This is a genomic window from Natronosalvus sp. KLKA75 (assembly GCF_059736265.1).
In genome coordinates this window covers 783,975-806,228 of record NZ_CM185522.1, presented here as the reverse complement: position 1 = coordinate 806,228, position 22,254 = coordinate 783,975, and the positions used below count along the sequence as shown (strand labels likewise).

The 22,254-nt window shown below is 65.4% G+C and carries 22 protein-coding genes and 1 tRNA gene; 13 read left to right on the top strand and 10 right to left on the bottom strand.

Going from position 1 to position 22,254, the window contains the following annotated elements:
* Position 1: 1 nt before the first annotated feature.
* A complete protein-coding gene (locus AC6I65_RS03910) occupies positions 2–1,066 on the bottom strand; it encodes a metal ABC transporter substrate-binding protein (protein ID WP_497902760.1) in 1,065 nt (354 codons plus the stop codon).
* A 160-nt stretch (positions 1,067–1,226) separates the two neighbouring features.
* Between AC6I65_RS03910 and AC6I65_RS03905 the strand changes: the two genes are divergently transcribed.
* Positions 1,227–2,048: a lipoate--protein ligase family protein gene (locus tag AC6I65_RS03905; RefSeq protein ID WP_497902759.1), complete on the top strand. Its 822-nt coding sequence runs from the start codon at positions 1,227–1,229 to the stop codon at positions 2,046–2,048.
* 146 nt (positions 2,049–2,194) lie between these two features.
* Here the strand turns inward: AC6I65_RS03905 and AC6I65_RS03900 are convergent, their stop codons facing one another.
* The 3 genes from AC6I65_RS03900 to pcp all read right to left on the bottom strand — a co-directional run bounded on the left by AC6I65_RS03900 (position 2,195) and on the right by pcp (position 4,634).
* Positions 2,195–2,488, bottom strand: coding sequence for a DUF5808 domain-containing protein (locus AC6I65_RS03900; RefSeq protein ID WP_497902758.1), 294 nt, complete (start codon positions 2,486–2,488; stop codon positions 2,195–2,197).
* Positions 2,489–2,626: 138 nt separating this feature from the next.
* Positions 2,627–3,799, bottom strand: coding sequence for a threonine synthase (gene thrC, locus AC6I65_RS03895; RefSeq protein WP_497903156.1), 1,173 nt, complete (start codon positions 3,797–3,799; stop codon positions 2,627–2,629).
* Between the two features lie 217 nt (positions 3,800–4,016).
* A complete protein-coding gene (gene pcp, locus AC6I65_RS03890) occupies positions 4,017–4,634 on the bottom strand; it encodes a pyroglutamyl-peptidase I (protein WP_497902757.1) in 618 nt (205 codons plus the stop codon).
* A 168-nt stretch (positions 4,635–4,802) separates the two neighbouring features.
* Here pcp and AC6I65_RS03885 point away from each other — a divergent pair, with 168 nt between their 5' ends.
* Positions 4,803–5,333 carry a DUF8050 family protein gene (locus AC6I65_RS03885; protein WP_497902756.1) on the top strand — a complete coding sequence of 177 codons (531 nt, stop codon included), beginning with the start codon at positions 4,803–4,805 and terminating at the stop codon, positions 5,331–5,333.
* 148 nt (positions 5,334–5,481) lie between these two features.
* On the opposite strand, the gene AC6I65_RS03880 is transcribed toward AC6I65_RS03885, so the two are convergent.
* Positions 5,482–5,907, bottom strand: a complete 426-nt coding sequence (locus tag AC6I65_RS03880; RefSeq protein ID WP_497902755.1) for a DUF5789 family protein — start codon at positions 5,905–5,907, stop codon at positions 5,482–5,484.
* Between the two features lie 127 nt (positions 5,908–6,034).
* Here AC6I65_RS03880 and AC6I65_RS03875 point away from each other — a divergent pair, with 127 nt between their 5' ends.
* The 3 genes from AC6I65_RS03875 to AC6I65_RS03865 all read left to right on the top strand — a co-directional run bounded on the left by AC6I65_RS03875 (position 6,035) and on the right by AC6I65_RS03865 (position 10,141).
* On the top strand, positions 6,035–6,700 hold the full coding sequence (locus tag AC6I65_RS03875; protein WP_497902754.1) for an HAD family hydrolase: 666 nt from the start codon (positions 6,035–6,037) through the stop codon (positions 6,698–6,700).
* A 132-nt stretch (positions 6,701–6,832) separates the two neighbouring features.
* The gene (locus AC6I65_RS03870; protein ID WP_497902753.1) at positions 6,833–8,170 is read left to right on the top strand and encodes a PQQ-dependent sugar dehydrogenase; all 1,338 of its coding nucleotides are present in this window, start codon (positions 6,833–6,835) and stop codon (positions 8,168–8,170) included.
* A gap of 120 nt (positions 8,171–8,290) precedes the next feature.
* Positions 8,291–10,141, top strand: coding sequence for an outer membrane protein assembly factor BamB family protein (locus AC6I65_RS03865; RefSeq protein WP_497902752.1), 1,851 nt, complete (start codon positions 8,291–8,293; stop codon positions 10,139–10,141).
* A 245-nt stretch (positions 10,142–10,386) separates the two neighbouring features.
* On the opposite strand, the gene AC6I65_RS03860 is transcribed toward AC6I65_RS03865, so the two are convergent.
* A tRNA-Tyr gene (locus AC6I65_RS03860) sits at positions 10,387–10,460 on the bottom strand.
* A 124-nt stretch (positions 10,461–10,584) separates the two neighbouring features.
* Here AC6I65_RS03860 and AC6I65_RS03855 point away from each other — a divergent pair.
* From AC6I65_RS03855 to ftsZ, 3 genes are all read left to right on the top strand, one after another.
* Complete coding sequence (locus AC6I65_RS03855; RefSeq protein ID WP_497902751.1) at positions 10,585–11,205, top strand: double zinc ribbon domain-containing protein; 621 nt, start codon at positions 10,585–10,587, stop codon at positions 11,203–11,205.
* 215 nt (positions 11,206–11,420) lie between these two features.
* Positions 11,421–11,600, top strand: a complete 180-nt coding sequence (gene cdrS / locus AC6I65_RS03850) for a transcriptional regulator CdrS (RefSeq protein WP_253433115.1) — start codon at positions 11,421–11,423, stop codon at positions 11,598–11,600.
* Between the two features lie 2 nt (positions 11,601–11,602).
* Entirely contained in the window at positions 11,603–12,850 is a 1,248-nt protein-coding gene (ftsZ, locus tag AC6I65_RS03845; RefSeq protein ID WP_497902750.1) for a cell division protein FtsZ, read from the top strand.
* A 341-nt stretch (positions 12,851–13,191) separates the two neighbouring features.
* Here the strand turns inward: ftsZ and ncsA are convergent, their stop codons facing one another.
* Together ncsA and AC6I65_RS03835 are read right to left on the bottom strand one after the other, a co-directional pair.
* Positions 13,192–14,160 (bottom strand): tRNA 2-thiolation protein NcsA, encoded by a 969-nt coding sequence (ncsA, locus tag AC6I65_RS03840; protein WP_497902749.1) that lies wholly within the window; start codon positions 14,158–14,160, stop codon positions 13,192–13,194.
* A gap of 106 nt (positions 14,161–14,266) precedes the next feature.
* Entirely contained in the window at positions 14,267–15,085 is an 819-nt protein-coding gene (locus tag AC6I65_RS03835) for an alpha/beta fold hydrolase (protein ID WP_497902748.1), read from the bottom strand.
* 132 nt (positions 15,086–15,217) lie between these two features.
* On the opposite strand from AC6I65_RS03835, the gene AC6I65_RS03830 reads away from it, so the two are divergent.
* On the top strand, positions 15,218–15,685 hold the full coding sequence (locus AC6I65_RS03830; RefSeq protein ID WP_497902747.1) for a DUF4442 domain-containing protein: 468 nt from the start codon (positions 15,218–15,220) through the stop codon (positions 15,683–15,685).
* 89 nt (positions 15,686–15,774) lie between these two features.
* Complete coding sequence (locus tag AC6I65_RS03825) at positions 15,775–16,428, top strand: DUF7095 family protein (RefSeq protein ID WP_497902746.1); 654 nt, start codon at positions 15,775–15,777, stop codon at positions 16,426–16,428.
* Positions 16,429–16,504: 76 nt separating this feature from the next.
* On the opposite strand, the gene AC6I65_RS03820 is transcribed toward AC6I65_RS03825, so the two are convergent.
* Positions 16,505–17,158, bottom strand: coding sequence for a DUF7979 domain-containing protein (locus tag AC6I65_RS03820; protein WP_497902745.1), 654 nt, complete (start codon positions 17,156–17,158; stop codon positions 16,505–16,507).
* Between the two features lie 200 nt (positions 17,159–17,358).
* Between AC6I65_RS03820 and larE the strand changes: the two genes are divergently transcribed.
* Together larE and AC6I65_RS03810 are read left to right on the top strand one after the other, a co-directional pair.
* On the top strand, positions 17,359–18,276 hold the full coding sequence (gene larE, locus AC6I65_RS03815) for an ATP-dependent sacrificial sulfur transferase LarE (protein WP_497902744.1): 918 nt from the start codon (positions 17,359–17,361) through the stop codon (positions 18,274–18,276).
* A 150-nt stretch (positions 18,277–18,426) separates the two neighbouring features.
* Positions 18,427–18,870 (top strand): hypothetical protein, encoded by a 444-nt coding sequence (locus AC6I65_RS03810; protein WP_497902743.1) that lies wholly within the window; start codon positions 18,427–18,429, stop codon positions 18,868–18,870.
* 71 nt (positions 18,871–18,941) lie between these two features.
* Here AC6I65_RS03810 and AC6I65_RS03805 read toward each other — a convergent pair whose 3' ends face one another.
* Positions 18,942–19,469: a TspO/MBR family protein gene (locus AC6I65_RS03805; RefSeq protein WP_497902742.1), complete on the bottom strand. Its 528-nt coding sequence runs from the start codon at positions 19,467–19,469 to the stop codon at positions 18,942–18,944.
* A gap of 119 nt (positions 19,470–19,588) precedes the next feature.
* Here AC6I65_RS03805 and AC6I65_RS03800 point away from each other — a divergent pair, with 119 nt between their 5' ends.
* Entirely contained in the window at positions 19,589–22,111 is a 2,523-nt protein-coding gene (locus AC6I65_RS03800) for a DEAD/DEAH box helicase (RefSeq protein WP_497902741.1), read from the top strand.
* Positions 22,112–22,254 lie beyond the last annotated feature (143 nt).

Sequence of the window (22,254 nt, the reverse complement as noted above, 5' to 3'; positions counted from 1 at the left end):
CTCACTCGAAATTTCGCCACTCGTCGGCCCAGCCGTCCGGTCCGGCGCTCTCCGGCGATTCGTTGCCGAGGACCACGCTGAACGTGGGCATGTTGATGTTGTACGCAATCTCTTCGTACCCCCAGCCCGCATCGACCCACTCCTCGTAGACGCCGGCGTACGGTGTCACGGGGAAGTAGGCCTCGACGGGCGTCTCTGCGAGCAACTGCTCGGCCGGTTTGCGCGTCTCGAAGACCGCGGCACCGATGTACTCGATGTCGTTCTCCTCGATGACCTCTTTCGCTGCCACGATGTCGCTCGGTGACACGTTCCCGCTGGCAGCGAGGTTCGTGACCAGCGGGCGCATCTCGACGCCGTAGCGAACGCCGACGTACTGGAACGCGTTGTGAGCCGCGAGCTGGACCACGTTCCGCGAAGCCGTCTCGAAGATTCGCTCGTAGTCCGCGTCGATCCGGTCCAGGACGTCCGTCTTGTACGCCTCAGCGTTCTCCCGAAGTGTCTCCTCGTGGTCGGGGGCGACCTCGATCAGGCCGTCGGCAATGTTGTCGACGGAGCGCTTCGCACGCCGTGGGTCAAGCCAGAAGTGCGGGTCTTTGCCTCGTCCGTCGCCGACGCCCTCTTCTTCCGGGTCCAGGCTGGCTGCCAGCGAGACCAGTTCGACGCCCTCGCGGGCGTTGATCAACGCCGTGTCGACCCCGTCGTCCTCGAGGGTCTGAATCGCCCGATCGGCCCAGGGCTGGAACTCCGGGCCGACGTGGACGAACGCGTCCGCCTCGATGATGTCACGCGTGATGCTCGCGTCCGGTTCCCAGCCGTGGCCGTGGAGGCCGGTCGGAATCAGGTTCGTCACCTGGACGGGCGTGTTCTCGGCTATCTTGCGCCCGAAGTCGTAGAAGCTGAAAAACGACGCCGCGACGACCGGCGACCCGTCCTCACCCCTCGACGGACTCCCGCTGAGGCCCGCGAGACAGCCCGCGCTCCCGGCCACGAGGATCCCAGCGCCGCTCGCGAGTGCCTGGCGGCGGGATATCGTGTGTTCGTCAGACGACCGTGATCGCTCGCTCATTGTCGTGACGTAGCACCCACGAACTATAAAGTAGTTACTACTGAATTCTATTTTTAGATGGATCTAAATCAGATGCTCATGTGAAGATTCGTCGATGGTCGACGGTCGACGGTGACCGCACGTCGGAATCCATTTCTCGGTGGCCGACGAGCACACGGGTATGACCGACCTCGCCGACCGCGAGTGGCGCCTGATCAGGGACGACCCCAGGGACGGAGCAACCCAGATGTCCCTCGAGGAAATCGCCGCGCAGACGGCGCTCGAGGACGACCTGCGCACCGTTCGGGTCTACGACTGGAAGCCGAGCACGCTCTCGCTGGGCTACCAGCAAGAACCCGACACCGTCGACTGGGACTTTTGCGAAGAGCACGGGATCGGCGTCACCCGACGCCAGACCGGCGGTGGCGGCATCTACCACGATTCCGTGGCGGACATCTCCTACACCATCGTCGCCCCGGCCGCGGAAGTCCCCGGTGACCTGATGGACTGTTATGCCATGTTCTGTGAACCCATCCTGGAGGCGTTCTCCCGGATGGGCGTCGACGCCGACTTCGCGGGGGCGAAACAGGAGGCCATCTACCGCCCATCGTGTTACCTTCGGGACATCCACCCGGCTCACGACGTGGTGGCCCCCGCAGGCGAAGCCGAGGCGAAGAAGATCAGCGGCAACGCCCAGTACCGCCAGCGCGACGTCGTCATCCAGCACGGCTCGTTGAGTTTCGACCTCGAGCCCGAAACGCACGTCGGGGTCTTCGCCGCGGACATCGAGCCGCAGACGTTTACGGACCGCGTCACGAGCATCCGCGAGCAGGCGGGAATCGACCGCGAGGAGGCCGTCGACTGCCTCGCCAGCGCGCTCGGAGAGTGGTGTGACGCCGAGGAAGGCGAGTGGCGGGACGGGGAACTCGAGGCCGCGGCCGACCTCGCCGAGCGGAAGTTCGGTGCCGAGGGCTGGGTTCGCGACCGAGCACTCGAGGCCTGAGTCGACGCGCGACGGGGGAGAGAAAGGAGAGAACGGGCGCTCGAGGTCGTCGAATTCCAATTCGACATACGGGAAGAGAGACTCGAGGTTCGAAGGTCGAGACTCGGGCGAACGAAAGACGGTCGAAAAGTGCTACTGGAGACCGCTCAGTCGTCGCTCTCGTCGTCGACGATCACTTCGACAGGATCGATCGCCGACTCCGAGCCTGAGTCCGACTCCGACGACGGCGACTGTTCCTGCCAGAGCAGTGCGCCCGCGATGAGGACGACGATCCACGAGCGCCAGTTGGCCAGGTTGAGCGTGTAGCCGACGCCGAATGGCTTCTCGACGAGCATTCCCTTACCGGGTTGCCAGTACGACGAGAGCATTCGGCCGAAACTCGGTCGCTCGAAGTTGTACGGGACGCCGAAAATCTCACCGGAGGTCGGTTTGTCTGCCATACCCGGGCGTACACCGTCCGGTAATAAGAGTATTATGTACGCTCTCTTACGGCGCCCCCCCCCCCGTAGCGCCGTCACCTGCTCGGGACCGTCGCCGGCTGTCTCACTCGAGATCAAGCACCGACCCGAGACCGTACGTCACGCGGACTCGAGTACCGACTCGAGGTCCTCCTGGTCGACGACGGGCGTCGTCGGAACGTCGCCCCCGCCGCCGTAGCCGCGCCCTGTCAGCACGCAGGCGACCGTCTCGTCAGTGTCGATTTCCCCGCGTTCGGTCAGTCGGCGAAGCCCCGCGAGCGTGGTCGCCGAGGCGGGTTCGACGCGCACGCCAGCGTCGCGAGCCAGGCGGTCCTGGGCCTCGAGGGTCGCGTCGTCGTCGACCGAGAGGACGGCGCCATCGGTGTCTCGAACGGCCGCGAGCGCACGGGTGCCACTCGGCGGGTCGGCGTTGGCGATAGAGTACGCGACGGTCGCTTTTACGTCCGCAGCGGGATCGACGCGCTCTCGACCCGACCGGAACGCCGCGGCGATCGGATCGCAAGCTGCCGCCTGGGTCAGGTACAGTCGCGGCAGTGACTCGAGCAATCCGCCGGCGCGCAACTCCAGCAGTCCCTTCCAGACCGCGCTCGCGTTGCCGCCGCTGCTGACCGGGAGGACGATGGCGTCGAGGTCCGGGATACGCTCGAGGAGGTCGAACGCGAGCGTCTTCTGGCCCGCGACCCGGAGGGGAACGTCGGAGTTGAGAAACTGGATTCCGTGTCTACGGCCGAGTTCGAGGGCGTCGTAATACAGTCGGCCGTAGTCGCCGCGGACGCGGACGATTTGCGGGTCGAACCGGGCGATAGCTCGGATCCGCTCCTCGGCGATGTCTGCAGGGACCAGGACGGTGCAGTCGATTCCAACGGCCGCCGCGTGCGCCGCTACGCTTCTCGCCATGTTGCCGTGAGAGACGGTCCCGACGCGAACGACCCCGGCCTCGAGGGCGGCCGCGACGCCGACGGCGCTTCCTCGGTCCTTGAAGCTCCCCGTCGGGTTTCGCCCCTCGTCAACGAGCCATACGCGCGCCCCTGCGTAGCCTTCGAGAGAGCGGCTTCGCCAGATCGACGCGCCGCCAGCCTCGAGGTCGCCCGCTGGCTGGCTCGCCGGAAGCACCGCGTCGTATCGCCAGATCGATCGCCCGCTCGAGCCAGTGCCCGAGGGCCAGCGCTCGAGCGGCTCGATGGGCCGCCACAGCGGTTCGCCGCAGTCACACCGGGCTCGAGGGGGCTCGAACGTTCGTTCGCAGGCGTAGCAGACGCGCATCGGAGGCATTATCGGCCGTTCGGCCCGGAGGACGAAGACTTCCCGGGGCGGCACCATCGGCAATTGGGCGAAATCGGAACCCGTCGTCCTCGTCCGCCACCCTCGATCGTCGGATGACTCGCCGTCTGAGCGTCCACGAGTGCCTCGAGAGGTGAACCAGCAGGCGGAAGAAGTGGCGCAGATATACACCTGGTCGCTATATCAAATGCCCCGCAACTGGTGCGGTTCACTCCTCGAGCGCCGTCTTCAACCCCACCTCGAGCCCGTGTCGCATCGTCTCGAGCGCCATGCTCGGCTGGGTAGCCTCGCGGGTGGCCGCCTGCTCGTGGCTCAGCGGGACGTGGACGAATCCCGACCGAGTCTCGAGATCGTTCGTCTCGACGTACCGGCGAGTCGCGTAAAGGATGTCGTTACAGAGGTGGGTGCCCGCCGACGTCGACAGCGTCGTCGGAATGCCCGCCTCGCGCATAGCCGTCCTCATTTGGCGAACCGGGAGCGTCGAGAAGTACGCGTCCGGCCCCTCGACGTCGACCGGGTCGTCGACGACCGAGCGGTTGTCGTTGTCCGGCGTCCCCGCGGTGTCGCGGAGGTTGATCCCCACGCGCTCGAGCGAGAGTGCGGGTCGACCGGCGGCCAGGCCGAGCGAGACGACTAGCGTCGGGTCGTGGCGCTCGAGGTGCTCGACGAGCGCGGGACGCGCCCGATCGAAGGCTACCGGGAGTTCGCGCCCGACGACGGTCGCCCCTGCCACTCGAGTGCCGTCGAGCGCTGTGGCTAATTGGCTCGCCGGATTCGTTTCGAACTCGCCGAACGGTTCGTAGCCCGTCACGAGAATCGTCGACATGCGCCACTCGTTCGGGCACGCGGTGATGAGTTCTCCGGTCGCAGGCGGTCGCCACGCTTTTTTCGCCGCGTCACGGACGCTCGAGCGTGCTGAGACGAACGATCACCAGCGGTGGGAAACGGCGGGTGCACGGCCATTCTGAACGCGCGGGTGGCCGAGGTAGCCGCGGTGGCCGATAACGTGGCGTCCGTCGACGAGTCGGACGAGGTGAACGAGTCGGACGAGGCGGCCGACAACACGAGTCCCGAATCGGGGACAGGTGGCCAGAATCGCCGCCATCGAATCGTCCGCTGGCTCGCCCTGCTGTCCCTCGGCGTCGTTCCCTGGGTCGTGATCCGAACCAGCGGGACGACGCTGCTGTTTCCCTGGGGGACGGTCGTCCTCGAGACCGGGCACGTCACGCTCCTGCCGACGTTTCTCGACCAACCGGGGCCAACGCCCTCGTACCTCCGCTACTGGCCGCTCGGGAGTCTCGCCTACGCGCTCGCGCTCTGCTGGGCCGGCGCTCGAGCCATCGGCTTTCCCGCCGATCGGCGAGTTACGGCCGGCCTGATCGCACTCATCGGCGTCGCCGCTATCGGCCTGGCCGCCGGGTTCGGGGTCGACCCCAATCGAACCGCCTACCCGCTCGCGACGATCCACGCCCCCCTGGTCGCCGGCTGGCTGTGGCTCTCGAGGATGCCGAGAGGGGACGAGTAGACGACGCGCCCGGAGACGGTGGTTGGTTTGGAGCCGCGACGCTCGTCGACTCGAAACGGGGGGGCGGTAAACGGAAGCGTCGTCGCGGTCTTCGGCGAACGAGACGGTATGAACGAGACGGGGTGGACGACGGACGCTACTCGCTCGATCAGAGACCGCTGCCCCCGCTCTCACTCGGCGACCCCTGTTCCGCCTCGTCTAGCGACTCGAGGTCGCGCTCCAGGTTCGCCTCGGTTCGTCCGCCCGCCTCGCCGGTCAGCTGCCCGAAGATCGCCTCGCGTGCCTCCTCGGGCGTGTCGTAGGTCTCGCCGGCCAGCCGATCGAAGACGCTCCCCATCGTCTCGGTCTCGTTGGGCAGGTCGATCGGTTCACTTCCGTACTCGGCCGCGATTTCCTCGCTCGAGACCGGGTACTCGAGGTCGCCGAGACGCGCTTCGACGGTCTCGAGGATGTCCTCGGTCGATTCGGCTCGGGACGACTGGCGCTCTCGTGCGCGTTCCTGGACGCGTTCGGGGTCGGGGTCTCGCTGGTTAGAACCCGCACTCGAGTCAGCGTCTGGTGGCTGGTCGCTCATGGTCGTCACTACTACGAGCGGCGGAAAAAGCGGTTGGCTGGCGACTGCGGGGGAGGCCGTTTGGCACCGAAACGGGCGTCTCCAGAAGACCGAAACGATCACGTGATCCTGGCGTGCACGTTCGCGAGTGACAGCCTACGACGCGGTCATCTTCGACAGCGACGGCGTGCTCGTGCGCCCGCCGACCGACGACGTCCAGGCGGAGGCGACGACCGCCGCATTCGAAGCGATGGGCGTCGAGACCGTCGACCGGGCGGTCGTCGACGAACTCTGTGACGGCGTCCCCGCCGAGCGAGTCCGGGAACTCTGTCGCCGGTACGACCTCGGGCCGGAGTCGTTCTGGACGGCCTGGGAGGATCACGACGAACGATCCCAGTTTCGCCGGTTCAGGGACGGAACGCGCGGGCCGTACGACGACCTTGAGGCGGTCGAGCAACTCGAGCAACCCTGCGGGATCGTCAGCAACAACCACCACACTACGATCGAGTTCGTCCTCGAGTACTTCGATCTCGAGCACCTGTTCGAGACGTATTACGGTCGGGAGAAGACCCTCGAGAGCCTGGCGTTGCAGAAGCCGAACGGACACTATCTCGAGCGGGCGCTGGCCGACCTCGACGTCGAGGCCGGTCGTGCGCTGTACGTGGGGGATAGCGAGAGCGACGTGCTCGCCGCCCACCGGGTGGGAATGGACTCGGCGTTCGTCCGTCGGGATCACTGTCGGGACGTCGTGCTTTCGGAAGCCGCAACCTACGACGTGGCAGGCCTGGACGCGATGCCGCAGATCGTGCGGTAGGCGGTCGGGTTCGGAGTTCGCCGTGCAAACCGGCGGTCCGCTCTCGGTCACCTCGGGACCCATCCTCGAGGTTGTGACACCCTCACCCCGCCCTCGCCGGAGCTATTTATCTCGAAAACGAACGGTCACGAAATGCCTACCCGGCCGAATCGACTCTCCCGTCGCCGTCTGCTCGCCGCAACTGCGGCCGCTAGCACCGTGCTCGCCGGTTGTTCGATGCCCGACAGCGCTGGCGGGTTACAACCGGACGAGGATGGAGGTGAGGATCGAGAGAGCGATGGAGACGAATCCGCCGAAAACACACCCTCGAACGATTCCAGCGACGAATCACCCGAATCGCCGCTCGAGGCCGACGTCGACCCCACGCCGGTGCTCGTCGGCCTCGAGGTCCCCTGGGAGGTCGCGTTTACGCCCACCGGCGAGGTCTTCGTCTCCGAACGCGCGGGACGACTGACGCGCCTGGACGCGGAGACGCTGCTCGAGGCGGCCGACGATCCGATACGGGCGGGCGACGTTCCCGACGAGCGGCGACAGGAGTGGCCGGGCGAGTCGATCCAGGGAATCGCCGTCCATCCATCGTACCCGGATCCCGCGTACGTCTACCTGTATTACAACGTGGGCGGAGCGAACCGCGTCGGGCGGTTCGACGCAGAGGCGAGCGATCCGGAAGCGACCCACGAGGTGCTCCTCGAAGGCATCGCCGGGGACCACACGATTGGCGGCGAGATTACGTTCGGTCCCGACGGAGCGCTCTGGGTCACGGTCGGGACCGCTGAGAAAACGCCCGCGCAGGACCCCGGAAGCCTCGGGGGGACGGTTCTCAGGCTGACGCCGGACGGCGAGCCTTCACCGGACAATCCCGACATCGACGGCGCCGATCCCCGGGTATTTTCCTACGGGCACCGCAACCCGCAGGGAATCGCCTGGCTCGCCGACGACACGCCCGTTTGCGTCGACCACGGGCCGGGCGGCCGCGACGAAGTGGCCGTCCTCCGACCCGGCGCGAACTACGGCTGGCCGGGCGTTCAGGGAGGTCCCGACGACCCCGAATACGAGTCCTACGACGCCCGTGAGGATGTCGCCCCGCCGCTCGTCAACACTGGGCCGGACGACACGTGGGCGCCCAGCGCGTGCATTCGTTATACCGGCACCGCGATCCCCGCTTGGAGCGACCGGGTACTCGTCGGGACGCTCCAGGGGCAGAACGTTACCGTCCTCACGCTCCGCTCGCCCGATGCCGAACAACCGCCGCTCAAGGGCGATTCGACACGGTACGACGCAGCCTGGCTAGACGACTCCTACACGGTGACCGCCCACCGTATCTTCGAAGACGAATTCGGGCGAATTCGGAACGTCGTACAGGCCCCGGACGGGAGCGTGCTCCTCGCGACGTCGAACCGCGACGGCATGGATGCCGGGTCGTTTCCAATCGACGGCGACGACAGAATCGTTCGGCTCGGGTCGCCCTGATCGTATGAACCTCGAGCCTCCAGAAACGACGGTAGGCTTCACTGCACCCGTCACGTTTCTACGTCACGGAACTGTATAATAAGTTCCATAATAATATCCAGAGCGAGAGAGTCGGTGGGTATGCGGAGATTCACTCGACGAAACCTCCTCGGCGCAACGGGTCTCGCGCTCGGCGGCACGTTACTCAGCAGCGAAGGTCTCGCGGACGACGAGAGCCGCGACGCCTCCGAGCCCGTCTGGCCTCAGCTACAGTTCGACGCGGCGAAGCGCGGAAACGCTCCCCTGTCGGGCCCGTCGGAAAGCCTCCACGCGACGTGGCGGTTCCGGAACGTCGGCGAGTACGGCTGTGCCTCGGCACCCGCGGTAGCGGACGGAACGCTGTACTTCGTCTCGAACGACACCGGCGACGGCGGCGACGCTGACGATGGCCACTCGGGAGTCGTCCACGCGGTCGACGCCGGCGGGTCGGAGCGGTGGCGCACCCGTACGACGGTAGCGCAATCGTCGCCTGCGGTGGCCGAAGGGCTGGTCCTCGTCGGCGGCCACGGCGGCCCGTTGCTCGCCCTCGATGCCACTACCGGCGAGCAGCGCTGGTCGTTCGGCAACAGCTCGTACTACGAGGGATCGCCGACGGTCGCGGACGGTACCGTTTTCACCGCCGCTCGCGCGCCCGAGGGCGGGCTGATATTCGCGCTGAACGCGACGGACGGGTCCGTCGAATGGTCCGTCGAGGCCGACGTTCCCGGCAGTCCAATGGAGGTGACCGGCGTCGCCGTCGCGAACGGCGTCGCATACTTCGGCGTCGGCACGGACGCCAGTGAGGGCGCGCTGTACGCGGTCGACGCCAACACAGGTGACCAACGCTGGCGCGTAGACCTCCCACGCGCGGGACGCAATCCCGGAAACCTCTCGACGCCGACAATAGACGACGGACAGGTATTCTTCGCTACGAACAATGCACTGTTCGCGTTTACACCGGATGGAACGGAACGATGGCGCGAGGAACTCTCCGGCTTCACGCCCAGGTTTTTCACCGAGCAGTCACCTGCCGTCGCCGACGGGTCGGTTTATTTCCTCGACGGCGACGGGCTGATCGCCGTCGATTCGGCCACCAGTGACCGTCAGTGGCGATTCGCCCCTTCGAGCGTCACCGTAAGCAGTTCTCCGGTTCTGGTTGACGGGGCCGTCTACGTCGGAACGGAGGCGGCCGGAATATACGCCCTCGACCCCGATACGGGCGATCCCACCGGACAGTATCGACCGCAGCGGAACGCGGAGATTATCACCCCACCAGCGGTGGTCGACGGAACGGCGTACGTCGGGGGCTTCTCGGCTGCTGGCGAGGAGACCTTCGGCCTGGCCGCGGTGGTGGCAGGAGGCGACGCCACCGCATCAGCCGAACCCGCCCCATCCTTCACCGTCGTCCCCGACGAAATTCTGCGTGAGATGCCCGTCCATTTCGAGAACCGATCAGACGCCTTCGGCGACTTCGACGGCGACTCTGGGACCGCCGAGTTCCGCTGGGACTTCGACGGTGATGGGACGACCGATCGAACGACCGCGAGCACAGACAATTCGATCGCGTACGCCTACGACGAGAGCGGTCAGTACGAGGCGACGCTCGTGGTAAGTAACTCCTACGGGTGGACGGCATCGACGACGAGGACCGTGGAGGTAAGCGAGGAACGCTACGAGGCGCCGACGCCTCGCATCGAGACGGAACCATCGGACGCCCAGGAGACTCGCTTCGAACCCGGGACGACGGTTGTCCTCGACGCCTCCACCTCGTCCGGTGGCTCGAGAGATATCGCGTCTTACGAGTGGGAAATCGATGGATACGGAACGGTCGAGGGCGAACGAGTTCGCGTCGAACTCGAGGAACCGTGTGTGGAGTGGCCGGTCACGCTTACCGTCATCGACGAACTCGGGGCCAGCGAAGAGACGAGCATCGAGCTCCGAACCAGCCGCTGACAGCCTGGAACGGGCGCCGCAGTGCCGACAGGTCGATCCGATCTCGGCAACCCAGTCGCTCACTGCCACGTCGACCACCCCCGTTTCCACTCCCAAAATCGCAGGAAGTAGGCGACCCGCAACGGGTTTCAAGTTCTACTCCACTTTTGACGCCCGTTTTCGGAAAAATGAATCCGGTAGGAGGTACGCTGTAGTCTGCGTTTACGTCGGAATCGCTAACTACTACAGAACGGCCGGAAGATCAGTCCGCTCTCCCCGATTTGAACGGGGGGCAAGTCGATCTACAGTCGACTGCTCTACCAGGCTGAGCTAAGAGCGGTCACTCATACGTAGCAGACGAAGGCGGTATAAGGGTTATTATTCGTGCCGTGTGAGACACCCGTCGGACGCGTGGGAAGTTTCATATAGGATGAGTTATAATATGGTCGGTAACTGAATCGACCATGGGAAAGATCACGTTCCGCGCGGACGACGACCTCGTCGCCGAACTCGAGGCTTTCGACGCCTCGAAGAGCGAGGTCATGCGCGAGGCACTCCGAGCGTACCTGGACGAGCAGCCGACAGACGGTGTCGACGCCCGTCCGACCGACGACGCTCGCGCCGACGCTCCGGACGACAGCCTCGACGCCCTGCTCGAGGAACGGATCGACTCCCTGCTCGAGCAGCGATTGTCCGCTCGTCACTCGTCGAGCGGCCAGGACGTCAACGTCTCCATCGCGCTCGAGGGCGTCGAGGCGACGCGCGCACGCAAGACCGAATCCGCTTCCGCTGCCACCTCGGCTGAGGAAACGCGCACGGCCGACCGCTCGAGCCCCTCGAACGGCTCGACGCGAGACCAACCGGCGCGTTCGATGGAGGACCATTCCGCTCGAGGCGCGCACGCATGTGGCCAGTGCGGGACGGGACTCGAGTCCGAACACGTCTTCTGTCCCAACTGCGGGGAGAAGGCGACCCACCGCGTCTTCTGTGACTGCGGGGACGAGGTGCGATCGGACTGGGCGTTCTGTCCGAGCTGTGGGCGTCGAACGCCCGCAGCGGACGTGCTCGAGTCGAATCAGTCGTGACTGTCATACAAACGATTCCGTCGTAAGACACAGACGGTCACGGACGCCGATAGTTTTAATACATAGCAGCCTGTTGGCTACAGTCGCGTAAGACGGTTGTCTTACAGCGGGTGGAAGTCACCCGGGAATCGTCCGAAGTCGGGCGATTCAACGTGTAAGACACGCCGCGTCTGACAGGGGCGCGCACCGTCTTACCCAATACGGGGAATACAATAATGGAGCGTGTGACACTGCGAATACCGAAACAGCAGATCGAAGAAGTCGAACAGCTGGTCGAGACCGGGGAGTTTCCAAACCGGAGCGAAGCTATCCGTTCGGCCGTGCGAGAAATGATCAACGACCAGTACGAGGGTCGCCACGAACAGCCGGGTAAACGCGGCTGGGCGAAGGTGTAACGATGCAGGACATCGTGCAAGACGCCCTCGAGAACGCCGAAGAAGAGGCCAAGAACATGGACGGCTCCCTCGACGACGACGAGTTCGGGGAGCCCCGAATCGTCATCATCGGGTGCGGTGGAGCCGGCAACAACACGATCAACCGGCTGTACAACATCGGTGTCGAAGGCGCAGAGACGATCGCGATCAACACCGACAAGCAGCACCTGAAGATGATCGAGGCCGACACCAAGATCCTCGTGGGCAAGTCGCTCACGAACGGACTGGGTGCCGGCGGCGACCCCTCGATGGGCGAGCGTGCCACCGAGATGGCCCAGGGCACGATCAAGGAGGTCCTCGGAGACGCGGACCTCGTCTTCGTCACGGCCGGCATGGGTGGCGGTACCGGAACCGGTGCCGCTCCCGTCGCCTCGAAGATCGCCAAAGAGCAGGGCGCCATCGTCGTCGGGATGGTCTCGACGCCGTTCAACGTCGAACGCGCCCGCACGGTCAAGGCCGAGGAAGGCCTCGAGAAGCTGCGCGAGCAGGCCGACTCGATCATCGTCCTGGACAACAACCGGCTGCTCGACTACGTCCCGAATCTGCCGATCGGCAAGGCGTTCTCGGTGATGGACCAGATCATCGCCGAGACCGTCAAGGGCATCTCCGAGACGATCACCCAGCCGAGCCTGATCAACCTGGACTACGCGGACATGTCCACGATCATGAACCAGGGCGGCGTCGCGGTGATGCTCGTGGGAGAGACCCAGGACAAGAACAAGACCGAGGAGGTCGTCCGCGACGCGATGAACCATCCGCTGTTGGACGTCGACTATCGCGGCGCCTCCGGCGGACTGGTCCACATCACCGGCGGCCCCGACCTCACGCTGAAGGAGGCCGAGGGAATCGCCGACAACATCACCGAGCGCCTCGAGGCCTCGGCGAACGTGATCTGGGGCGCCCGGATCCAGGAGAGCTACAAGGGCAAGGTGCGGGTCATGGCGATCATGACCGGCGTCCAGAGCGCGCAGGTGCTCGGCCCGAGTACCCAGAAGCAGGCCGACAAGTCCCGTGCCAGCCTGGAGGGCGTGACCGAAGCGGACTTCGACGCGAGCCAGAACGTTCGCTCCCAGCAGACACAGGAGCGAGGATCGGGCGGGCGGACTTCGAGTTCGCGCTCGCACTCGGGCTCGAGTTCGAGCTTCGGTGCTCAGAGCGACGGCGGCCGCGACCAGGTCGAGCGGAACAACGGCGTCGACGTTATCCGCTAACGCGGGGACTAGCCGTCAGCCGTTCGACCGTCGAGCCGAAACGACACACCAACGCAATCGCGACTGACACACCAACGCAATCGCGACCGCGAATCACGAATCACGACACACCATCGGTCGGCCACCTGTGGCGGCCCTGACACACCGCCGCCGCAGGACACCACACCAGACACACCACTTTGGCCGACCGACGCTTTCACACCCTCAAGTGGCGACTCTCGGCGAGACGCTACCTACACGTGGGTTCCGCGAGCACCGCCGGCCGTTCTCGAGACGCCACTGACGAGGGTGGAACTCCTGAGTACGACGACGTAATACGCCGAGACATTCCTCGAGAGAACTCAAACCGCGTGGATCGACTCGAGCAACGAGCACTTTCGACAGACTTCCCGCGTCGTCGTCGAGCCGCACTCGGTACACGCCTGGAGGTCGGCGTCGTCGCCGTCTTCGTCGTAGCGATCGGCGACGATACCGGCCAGTTCCTCGTAGCCCGAGAGGATGGAGTGGCGTGTTCCGGGGTGATCTTCCTCGAGGCCGTAGAGAAGCTGCTGGATCTCGCCGCGATAGGCCTCGCTCGAGTGGGGACACTCAGTGATGTGGGCGGGCAGGTCCCGGAGGTGGGCGTAGAGAGCGACCTCCTTCTCGGGGACATCCCGGAGGGGTTTGGCCCGGGGAACGAAGTTGTCCTGGTCCCGGCGTTCGTCGAGCGGGCCGAGGCTCGCTTCGAAGTGCTTCGCGATCTGGGAGACGTCGCCCTCGAGGAAGTTCATCAGGGCCGTCTGGGCCTCGTCGTCGAGGTTGTGGCCGGTGAGCATCAGGTCGGCGTCAAAGCGGTCGGCGTACTTCTCGAGGAGGTCGCGCCGGAAGACGCCGCAGTACGCGCAGGCGGCCATGTTTTCGGGGTCGTCCTCGACGACGTGGTCCATGCGGACGTCGAACTCGTCCTCGTAGCTCACCACCTCGTGACGAATGTCGAGGTCCTCGGTCAGCTCGAGGCAGGCCGCCAGGCTCTCGTCGCGATAGCCCTCGATGCCCTCGTGGATCGTGAGACAGACGAGTTCGATCCGGGGGTCCTCGGCGAACGTCTCCGAGAGGATCTGGGTCAGGACGACGCTGTCCTTCCCGCCCGAGAGGCCGATTACCCACGTCTGGGGGTTTTCTGGAGTTGCGTCTCGCGGGACCAGGTCGTCGCGGCGAATCCGGCGTCGGACCCGCTTGTCGACGGACTCGAGGAAGTGGTCTTCACAGAGGTGCGCCCCCGAGTAGGCGGCGTGCATCACCGCCTCGGCGTCACACCGGTTGCAGTTCATCGACTCGAGGTAGCGGGTTCGGGGGGAAACGCGTTTCGCTCCTCGCCGACAGTAACTGGTCGCTCCTCCCTGATTGAAACTGGTCGGTTCTGGCTGGCTGCAACGTCTAGTTAGTCGCGTCGACGGCGTCAGCTTCGTCTCCTGCGTCGGTGTCGGCGTCACCAGCGTCGGCGTCGACAGCGTCGCCACGGCCGACCGATTCCTCGAGCGTGTAGATCCCGTGGGCGGCTTCGATCGCGTCGGCCCCGCCCTCGAGCGCGGTCAACAGGAGGCCGACGTACTGGTCGCGGACGCTCGAGGAGAACAGTTCGTGACCGCCGTCGTAGAGGACCACGTGTTCGGGCGGCACCCGCTCGCCGATGGGCTGGTGGTCGATGATGGGATCTTTGAGCGAGCAGAAGACGACGGCGTCGTGGTCGATCGCCAGGAGGTCGCCCTGGGCGCGGCGCGTCTCCCGGACGAACGACGGCGAAACCCACTTCGGGCCCGTCGCGAGCTGGTGGTCCGTCGCGAGGTCGCCGATGGCCGATCTGTCGGTCTCACCGCGCGGGAGAAACGGCGCACTCGTCGGAATCTGGGAGAGGAGGTCGAGAATCGGGTCGGGAACCCGCTCGTTGTACCCCCACCACGGACTCAGGTAGACGTGGTTGTCCGCGCCGTCGAGCGCCTGGGCGACGAGCGAGCCCGCGCTGTGAGCCAGCAGTTGATAGTCCTCGAGGTCGACGACGTACTCAGCGACGGGCTCGAGCCAGTCGGCTTTGAAGTCCTCGATGTTCGTCGGGAGTTCGAACGCGTGGACGCGGTAGCCGGCGTTGGCGAGCGTTCCGACGAGCCAGCTGACGTTCTCGTGAGTCCAGCGATTCCCGAAGCCCATGACGAAGACGAGGTCCTCCTCGCCCTCGTCGTTGAAGATTCGATGGCGCATCTCGGCTGTCTATTCGTCGGGAAGTGACAAAAGCGTACGCCGTCCGTCGCTGAACTCGGGGGTGGAAGCCAGCACTCCACACGCCAGGATCGAAGGCGCTACCTTGCCCCTTCGAGACAATACACCCACGCAATGCCCGAATCCCTTCGGACGAAACTCGCACGCCATCGCTTCAATCTCTTTCCAGCGTATCGACTCGCCGGCGGTCGAATCGAGTACATCGCGAGCGACTGGCAGGAGGTCCGCGTCTCGATCCCGCGTAGCTGGCGGACGAAGAACGTCTTCGGGACGACCTTCGGTGGGAGCATCTACGCCGCCATCGACCCGATTTACGCGATAATGCTCGTCCAGGCACTCGAGGACTCCTACGTCGTCTGGGACAAAGGCGCGACGATCGAGTTCGAGAAGCCGGCCAAAGAGACGCTGTACGCCAGGTTTCGGCTCTCGGACGAAGAACTCGAGGAAATCGAGTCGGTCCTCGAGACCGAGTCCTCCACGACCCGGACCTATGCGGTCGACATCGTTGCCGCGGACGGCACCCGTCACGCGAGAGCCGAGAAGGAGGTGTACGTCGGGACCGACGAGTCCAAGCGGGCGTAAACCGGCGTTTGCGGAGGCGATCGAGCGAGTTCGCTGGTCAGCACAGGTCGAGGAAAACCGTTTTGCCCGACTCGCCCCAACCTCGAGCCATGAGCGGATTCAGCCGGGCCGACGCCGTCGACAGGGTGGAGGCGATCCTCGAGACCGTCGACTCGGATCCACTGCCAGTTCCCGTCCACGAGGTGTGGATATACGGCGACCTCGCGCTCGGTCTCGACCCCGTCGACCGCCTGGACGTCTACCTGACGAAGGACATCCTGATGCGCGACGAACCAGAGGCGGAAGCCGAGTTCGAGGAGAGCCACGGCGTCGAGGGCGTCGGCAAGTCGGTTCGAGCCGAATGGGCACGCGCCCATCCGGAGTACCTCCGGGCCAACGCGAACGGCCACGCCGCTCCCGAGAAGTGTCTCGCCGCGCAGTTGCTCGCCGACGGCGAACCGGTCCACCTCGAGGTCTGCAACGCCCGGTTCGAGGACAACGTGACCCAGCGACTCCGCGGCGCGCGTTTACGCGAGGACTACACGCAGTTGCTCGACCCGCGGGGCGTCTGTCTCTGGTCCGACGGGGTTCGCAGCGACGACGCCCTCGAGAAGGTGCGAAACAGCGAGCTGGCGTTTCCCACGCTGTCGGGCGCGCTCGAGATGCTCGGAATGGACGATGCGGAGGCCCAGGAGGCCGCGGAGGCGGTCCACGCCTGGCGGGGCGAGCAGGCGGGAGCGACGGTTCGCGGCGACGTGTTGTGAACGTTCTTCACGATGTCGTCGGAACGACGACGGTTAGATTCCACCAGGATTCTGTGAACCGTGGCCGCTCACGACGCTACCTGGATCGGTGTTTCCATACGAATCGTCCCCGAATAACGACGTACGTGCCGATCATCAGCAACACGCTGCTCCCGAGGTCGCCACGAGACAATCCGGCTGGAAGCGTTCCGGCAGAGGGCTCGAACAGGGCAGATCGGACGACGAGGTAGCCGAGGCCGACGAGTATTGCCGTCGGGAAGATGGGACGAGACATTCCCGCTCCAACTGCGCCGAGTGAGATGAATATCGTACTGGTCAGGAGAACGAACGGAATGGCGAAGACGAGGCCGTATCCACCGGTGTCAGTACTCTGTACGCCCAAATTGTAATAGGTGTCGTCGTATCGAATGCGATGATCGCCGGAGTGCGTGTCCTGTGGCGGGTGAAAATCCGGCGCAAACTCCCCCCGACCGCCGGTTTCAACGTACGTGCCGTCGTCCGAGTCGAGCGTCTTTCGGAACGTCTCTTTCCCCTCCGATGAGAGTTCGGAATAGTTGTAAGTCGGGGTCATGCTGTCCGTATCTGGCCCGTAGTTGGTAACGGAGCCAACTTCCTCGATAGAGTACGTCCGTTCCGCCGATGGCTCCGAAAGGACGGCGTACCCCAAACCGACCAGCAATCCGACCCCGATCACCAGAAGAACGATAGCGGGGATATGGTATCGATTCATTTGAATTAAATCAGTAGTCCAAGTGGTCAGTCCGCGTATAAGTGTTTTCTCCACGCAGGTTACGACGCGAACCCTCAAAGACGCCATCCGGTTTCGAGACCCTACTCGACGGTCGGCCCAGCACGGTAGACCGATTCGAACGGCGACTCGAGCCGAGTCCACACCGGTGACAACGCGTTTTTGCCCCTCGAGGTCAAACGATGGCTATGACCCTCGACCTCGAGGCAAAACGCGCGGCCGCCGTCGACGACCTCCGCACCCACGACGGCGTCCTGGTCGCCTTCTCCGGCGGCGTCGACTCGAGTACGGTCGCGGCCCTCGCCCACGAAGCCCTCGGTGAGGACGCGGTCGCCTGTACGGCAAAGAGCGAGACCCTCCCTGAATCGGAACTCGAGGACGCGAAACGCGTCGCCGAGGAGATCGGCATCCGCCACGAGGTCGTCGAGTTCTCCGAACTCGACAGCGACGCCTTCGTCGCGAACGACGAGGAGCGGTGTTACCACTGTCGAACGATGCGCCTGGGGAAGATGCTCGAGAAGGCCCGCGAACTCGGCATCGAGACGGTCTGTGACGGGACTAACGCGGACGACCCCGGCGCCGGCCACCGACCCGGTCTGCGCGCCGTCGAGGAACTCGAGGTGCACTCGCCGCTGCTCGCACACGACCTCTCGAAGTCGGCGGTCAGAGAACTGGCCGAGGCGTACGGCCTCTCCGTGGCCGACAAGCCGTCGATGGCCTGTCTCTCCTCGCGAATCCCGACGGGGCTGTCGGTCACCGAGGACCGCCTGTCGCGCATCGAGCGCGCAGAGGCACTGGTCCGCCAGTGGGGGTTCGAGGGCTTTCGCGTACGCGACCACGACGGGCTCGCCCGCATCGAAATCGACCCGGACGAACTCGAGGATGCCCTCGACTCGGCGTTCGTCGAGGCGATCCGCGACCCGCTGCTCGAGCTCGGGTTCGATCACGTCACCCTCGACCTCCACGGCTACCGGACGGGGAGTGTGAGTCCCGGTGCGGACAGCCCGGTGGAACCCGACGCCACGGCGAACACCACCGACGGCGAACCGCTGGTCGAGGACGTGTTCGCGGCGGAGTATCCGCGGGCGAACGACCGATAGTCCGGATCGCCGCGTTATTCTCGGACAGACGCACACAAATCGCCTCGTTTACGCCAGTAGTACCAGACATCCGTCGGATAGGAGGACGCTAGTCCGGAAATATTGCTCGAGTCGATACGAACGTGGCAGTTCCGGTCGTTTCAGTGGACGATGACCGAGGAGGACCTCGAGGACCCGCCAGCCGGCTGGCACGTCGAGACCCACAGACGGTACACGCCGGCGACGAGCGACCGCGAGATGACCTACGTCACGTACCGCCACGAATCGGGAGACCTGCGCGTCCGAGTTGCCCCCGCCTCTATCGACGGCGACGATCAGCCGGGGTACGCGATCACCACGACGACCTATCCCGAACTCGAGTCGTCCGACGGTCCCACCGGTGAGGGCCTCGAGTCCACCTCGCGGACGATTCGTCACGTCTTTCGCTTCCCCAGGTGCGACGAACTCGCCCGCCGGTTCATGTCGCTCTTCGAGACGGCCTACGACGGCCCGGCGACCTTCGAACGCGCGCTCGCGTACGCCACCGATCGAGTGCGGGCGTCCGAGGCCCACGACGCGCCCGTCGACGTGGACGGGAGGGGAACCCAGAACTGACTCGATAGCGAGAAGGTCGGCCAGGTCCGAGGCGACAGACCGTACTCCGATTATCTCGAGTTCCGGCCGACTCAGGCGTTCAACCGCCAGATACCATAGTTCAGGACGGCCGCGAACGTCACCCAGGCGAGGTACGGCAACAGCAGCGCCGCCGCACGCCGGTCGACCCGTCGAAACGCCGCGATGGTCGCGACGAGGAGAACCCAGAGGACGACGATGACGACGAGCGCCACTGCCACCTCCTCGAGCTGGAAGAACACCGGCGTCCAGGCGACGTTGAACGCCATCTGAACGGCGAACAGCCCGAAAGCCAGCCGTCGGCCGTCCCTCGAGGACCGCCACACCAGCCACAGGGCGAGTCCCATCAGGAAAAAGAGGAGCGTCCAGACGACCGGGAACGCGAGTTCGGGCGGGTAGTAGGCGGGTTTCTCGAGGCTCTCGAACCAGGCGCTGTCGGGACCGCCGAGAACCGCGGGGAGCCCGCCGACGACGTTGACGCCGATCACGAACGCCAGGGCCTCGAGGACGTCGCCTCGCGAGAGCGATCGGAGGGAAATTCCGCCGCGACGGGTGCCGTCCACTGTTCTCGTTTCGTCCATAGCTGATCGCACACTCCCCAGATAGTTAGAAGGAGTACGTCGAGAGAGTCAGGAACCGCTTTGTCCACTTTCACCGCGGTACGAGAACCCTTAACCGATCCCGCCTCGAATTCGCGTCAATGGCCGCGACGGACGAGGGAACGCCCTCCATCGACCACCCGCTGCTCGAGTCGGACTTCCTCGAGCGGCGCCTCTACCAGCTAAAACTCGCCGGCACCGCGGCGAACGATCACACGCTCGTCTGTCTCCCGACGGGACTCGGCAAGACGACGGTGAGCCTGCTCGTGACCGCTCGACGCCTCGACGAGGTCGGTGGCAAGTCCCTGATGCTCGCACCGACGAAACCCCTCGTCCAGCAACACGCCGACTTCTATCGCGAGGCCCTTCAGATCCCGGACGAGGAGATCGTCGTCTTCACCGGCGACGTGAGCCCGGACGACCGCGCGGCGCTGTGGGACGAGGCGACCGTGATCATGGCGACGCCGCAGGTGATCGAGAACGACCTCGTGGGCTCTCGCATCTCCCTCGCCGACGTGACGCACTGCACCTTCGACGAGTGTCACCGCGCTACGGGCGACTACGCCTACAACTACATCGCCGAGCGCTACCACGCCGACGCCACGGACCCGCTCGTGACGGGGATGAGCGCCTCCCCCGGTGGCGACGAGGAGGCCATCCTCGAGGTGTGTGCGAACCTCGGGCTCCGGGAGGTCGAGGTGATGACCGAGGACGACGCCGACGTCGCGGAGTTCACCCACGACACCGAGGTCGAGTGGGAACGCATCCAGTTGCCCGACGACGTCATCGAAATCAGGGACGCCCTGAACGACGTGATCACGGAACGTCTCGAGAAGCTCAAAGAACTGGGGGTCGCCAGGTCGACCCAGCCCGACCAGTCCCAGAAGGACCTCAACCGAATGCGCGCGGAGTTACAGAAACTGATCAACAACGACCAGTCGGAGGGGTTCAAGGGCATGTCCGTCCACGCGGAGGTGATGAAACTCCGCCAGGCCGTCACCCTCGTGGAGACCCAGAGCGTCGAGGCGCTGCGGCGGTACTTCGAGCGCCAGCGCAACCAGGCCCGCAGCTCGGGGGCATCGAAAGCGAGCCAGCGGCTGGTGAGCGACCCCCGAGTCCGGGAAGCGATGCGCCGGGCGGAGTCCTTCGACGAACTCCACCCCAAATACCGCAAGACGCGGATGCTCCTGGCCGAAACGCTGGGGCTCGAGGGCGGCGAGCGCGTCATCGTCTTCACCGAATCCAGGGACACGGCCGAGGCGCTGACCGAGTTCCTGAACACGAGCTTCGACGCGAAGCGCTTCGTCGGGCAGGGCGACCGCGAGGGCAGCGACGGGATGACCCAGAAACAACAGCAGGAGGTGCTCGACGACTTCCGGGCCGGCGAGTTCGAGGTGCTCGTCTCGACGTCGGTCGCCGAGGAGGGGCTGGACGTCCCCGAGGTCGACCTCGTGCTCTTTTACGAACCCGTCCCGACGGCCATCCGGTCGATTCAGCGCAAGGGTCGAACCGGCCGCCAGGCGGAGGGGCGCGTCGTCGTTTTGATGGCCGAGGACACCCGCGACGAGGCGTACTTCTGGATCTCGCGGCGTCGCGAGAAGGAGATGGAGAGCGAACTCCGGGAACTCAAGGGGATGGCCAGCGACCTCGAGGCCGAACTCGACGACGCCCAGCAATCCCTCGAGGCGTTCGAGAGCGGGACATCCGCGGCGTCGGGTGGGTCGAAACCCGCATCGGAGAGCGGCATCTCGAGTGAGAGTCAGGAAAGGAGCAGCCAGCCTGGACTGCAGGATTTCGTCGGCGACGCGACGGACTCGAGCGACGGGGTCAACTCGAGCGACGAGGGTGAAACGGACGACGAGGACAGCAACGGCGAACCTGACGGGACCCACGAAGAAGCTGCAGCGGTCGAAACCCACGAACCCAGCGCCGAGGGCGATACGGTCGAAATCGTCGCCGACCAGCGCGAGATGGACGCGAATATCGCCCGTGAACTCTCGAGGCGCGAGGAGATCGAAATCCGTCTGGAAACGCTCGACGTCGGCGACTACGTCTGCTCGGACCGCGTGGTGGTCGAGCGAAAGTCGGCCGCGGACTTCGTCGACTCGCTCGTCGGCGGCGACCGTTCGGTGTTCGAGCAGGTGGGCGCGATGGCCCGGCACTACTCCCGCCCGGTCGTCATCGTCGAGGGCGAGGGCCTGTACGAACAGCGCGACGTCCATCCGAACGCGATCCGCGGGGCGCTCTCGAGCCTGGCGGTCGACTTTGGCGCGAGCATACTCCGGAGCGAGAGCGAGGACGACACGACGGAGTTGCTCGCGACGATCGCCAAGCGCGAACAACAGCTCTCGAACCGCGAGGTGTCCGTCCACGGCGAGAAGGGGGCGAAGACCCTGAGCGAGCAACAGGAGTACGTCGTCTCCTCGATCGCCGACGTTGGCCCGGTGACCGCCCGCTCGCTGCTCGAGACCTTCGGGACTGTCGAGGCGGTGATGATCGCGAGCGAGGACGAGTTACGTGAGGCCGACGGCGTCGGCGAGGTGACCGCCGAACGTTTGCGCGAGGTCATCGGGAGCGAGTACACGGGGACCGGAAGCGGCTCGAGTTCGGGCGCCAACGAGTGACGGCCGGCGACGCTAGAACGGTGGCCGATCGCAGCCCGCAGGAACCGTAGCGAGTAGAATAGTAGCGAGTAGAACCGTGGCGAGTAGAACCGTTTTAGGGGCTCCCCGCGGTACGAACCTGTAATGGACGCCAAACGGCCCCG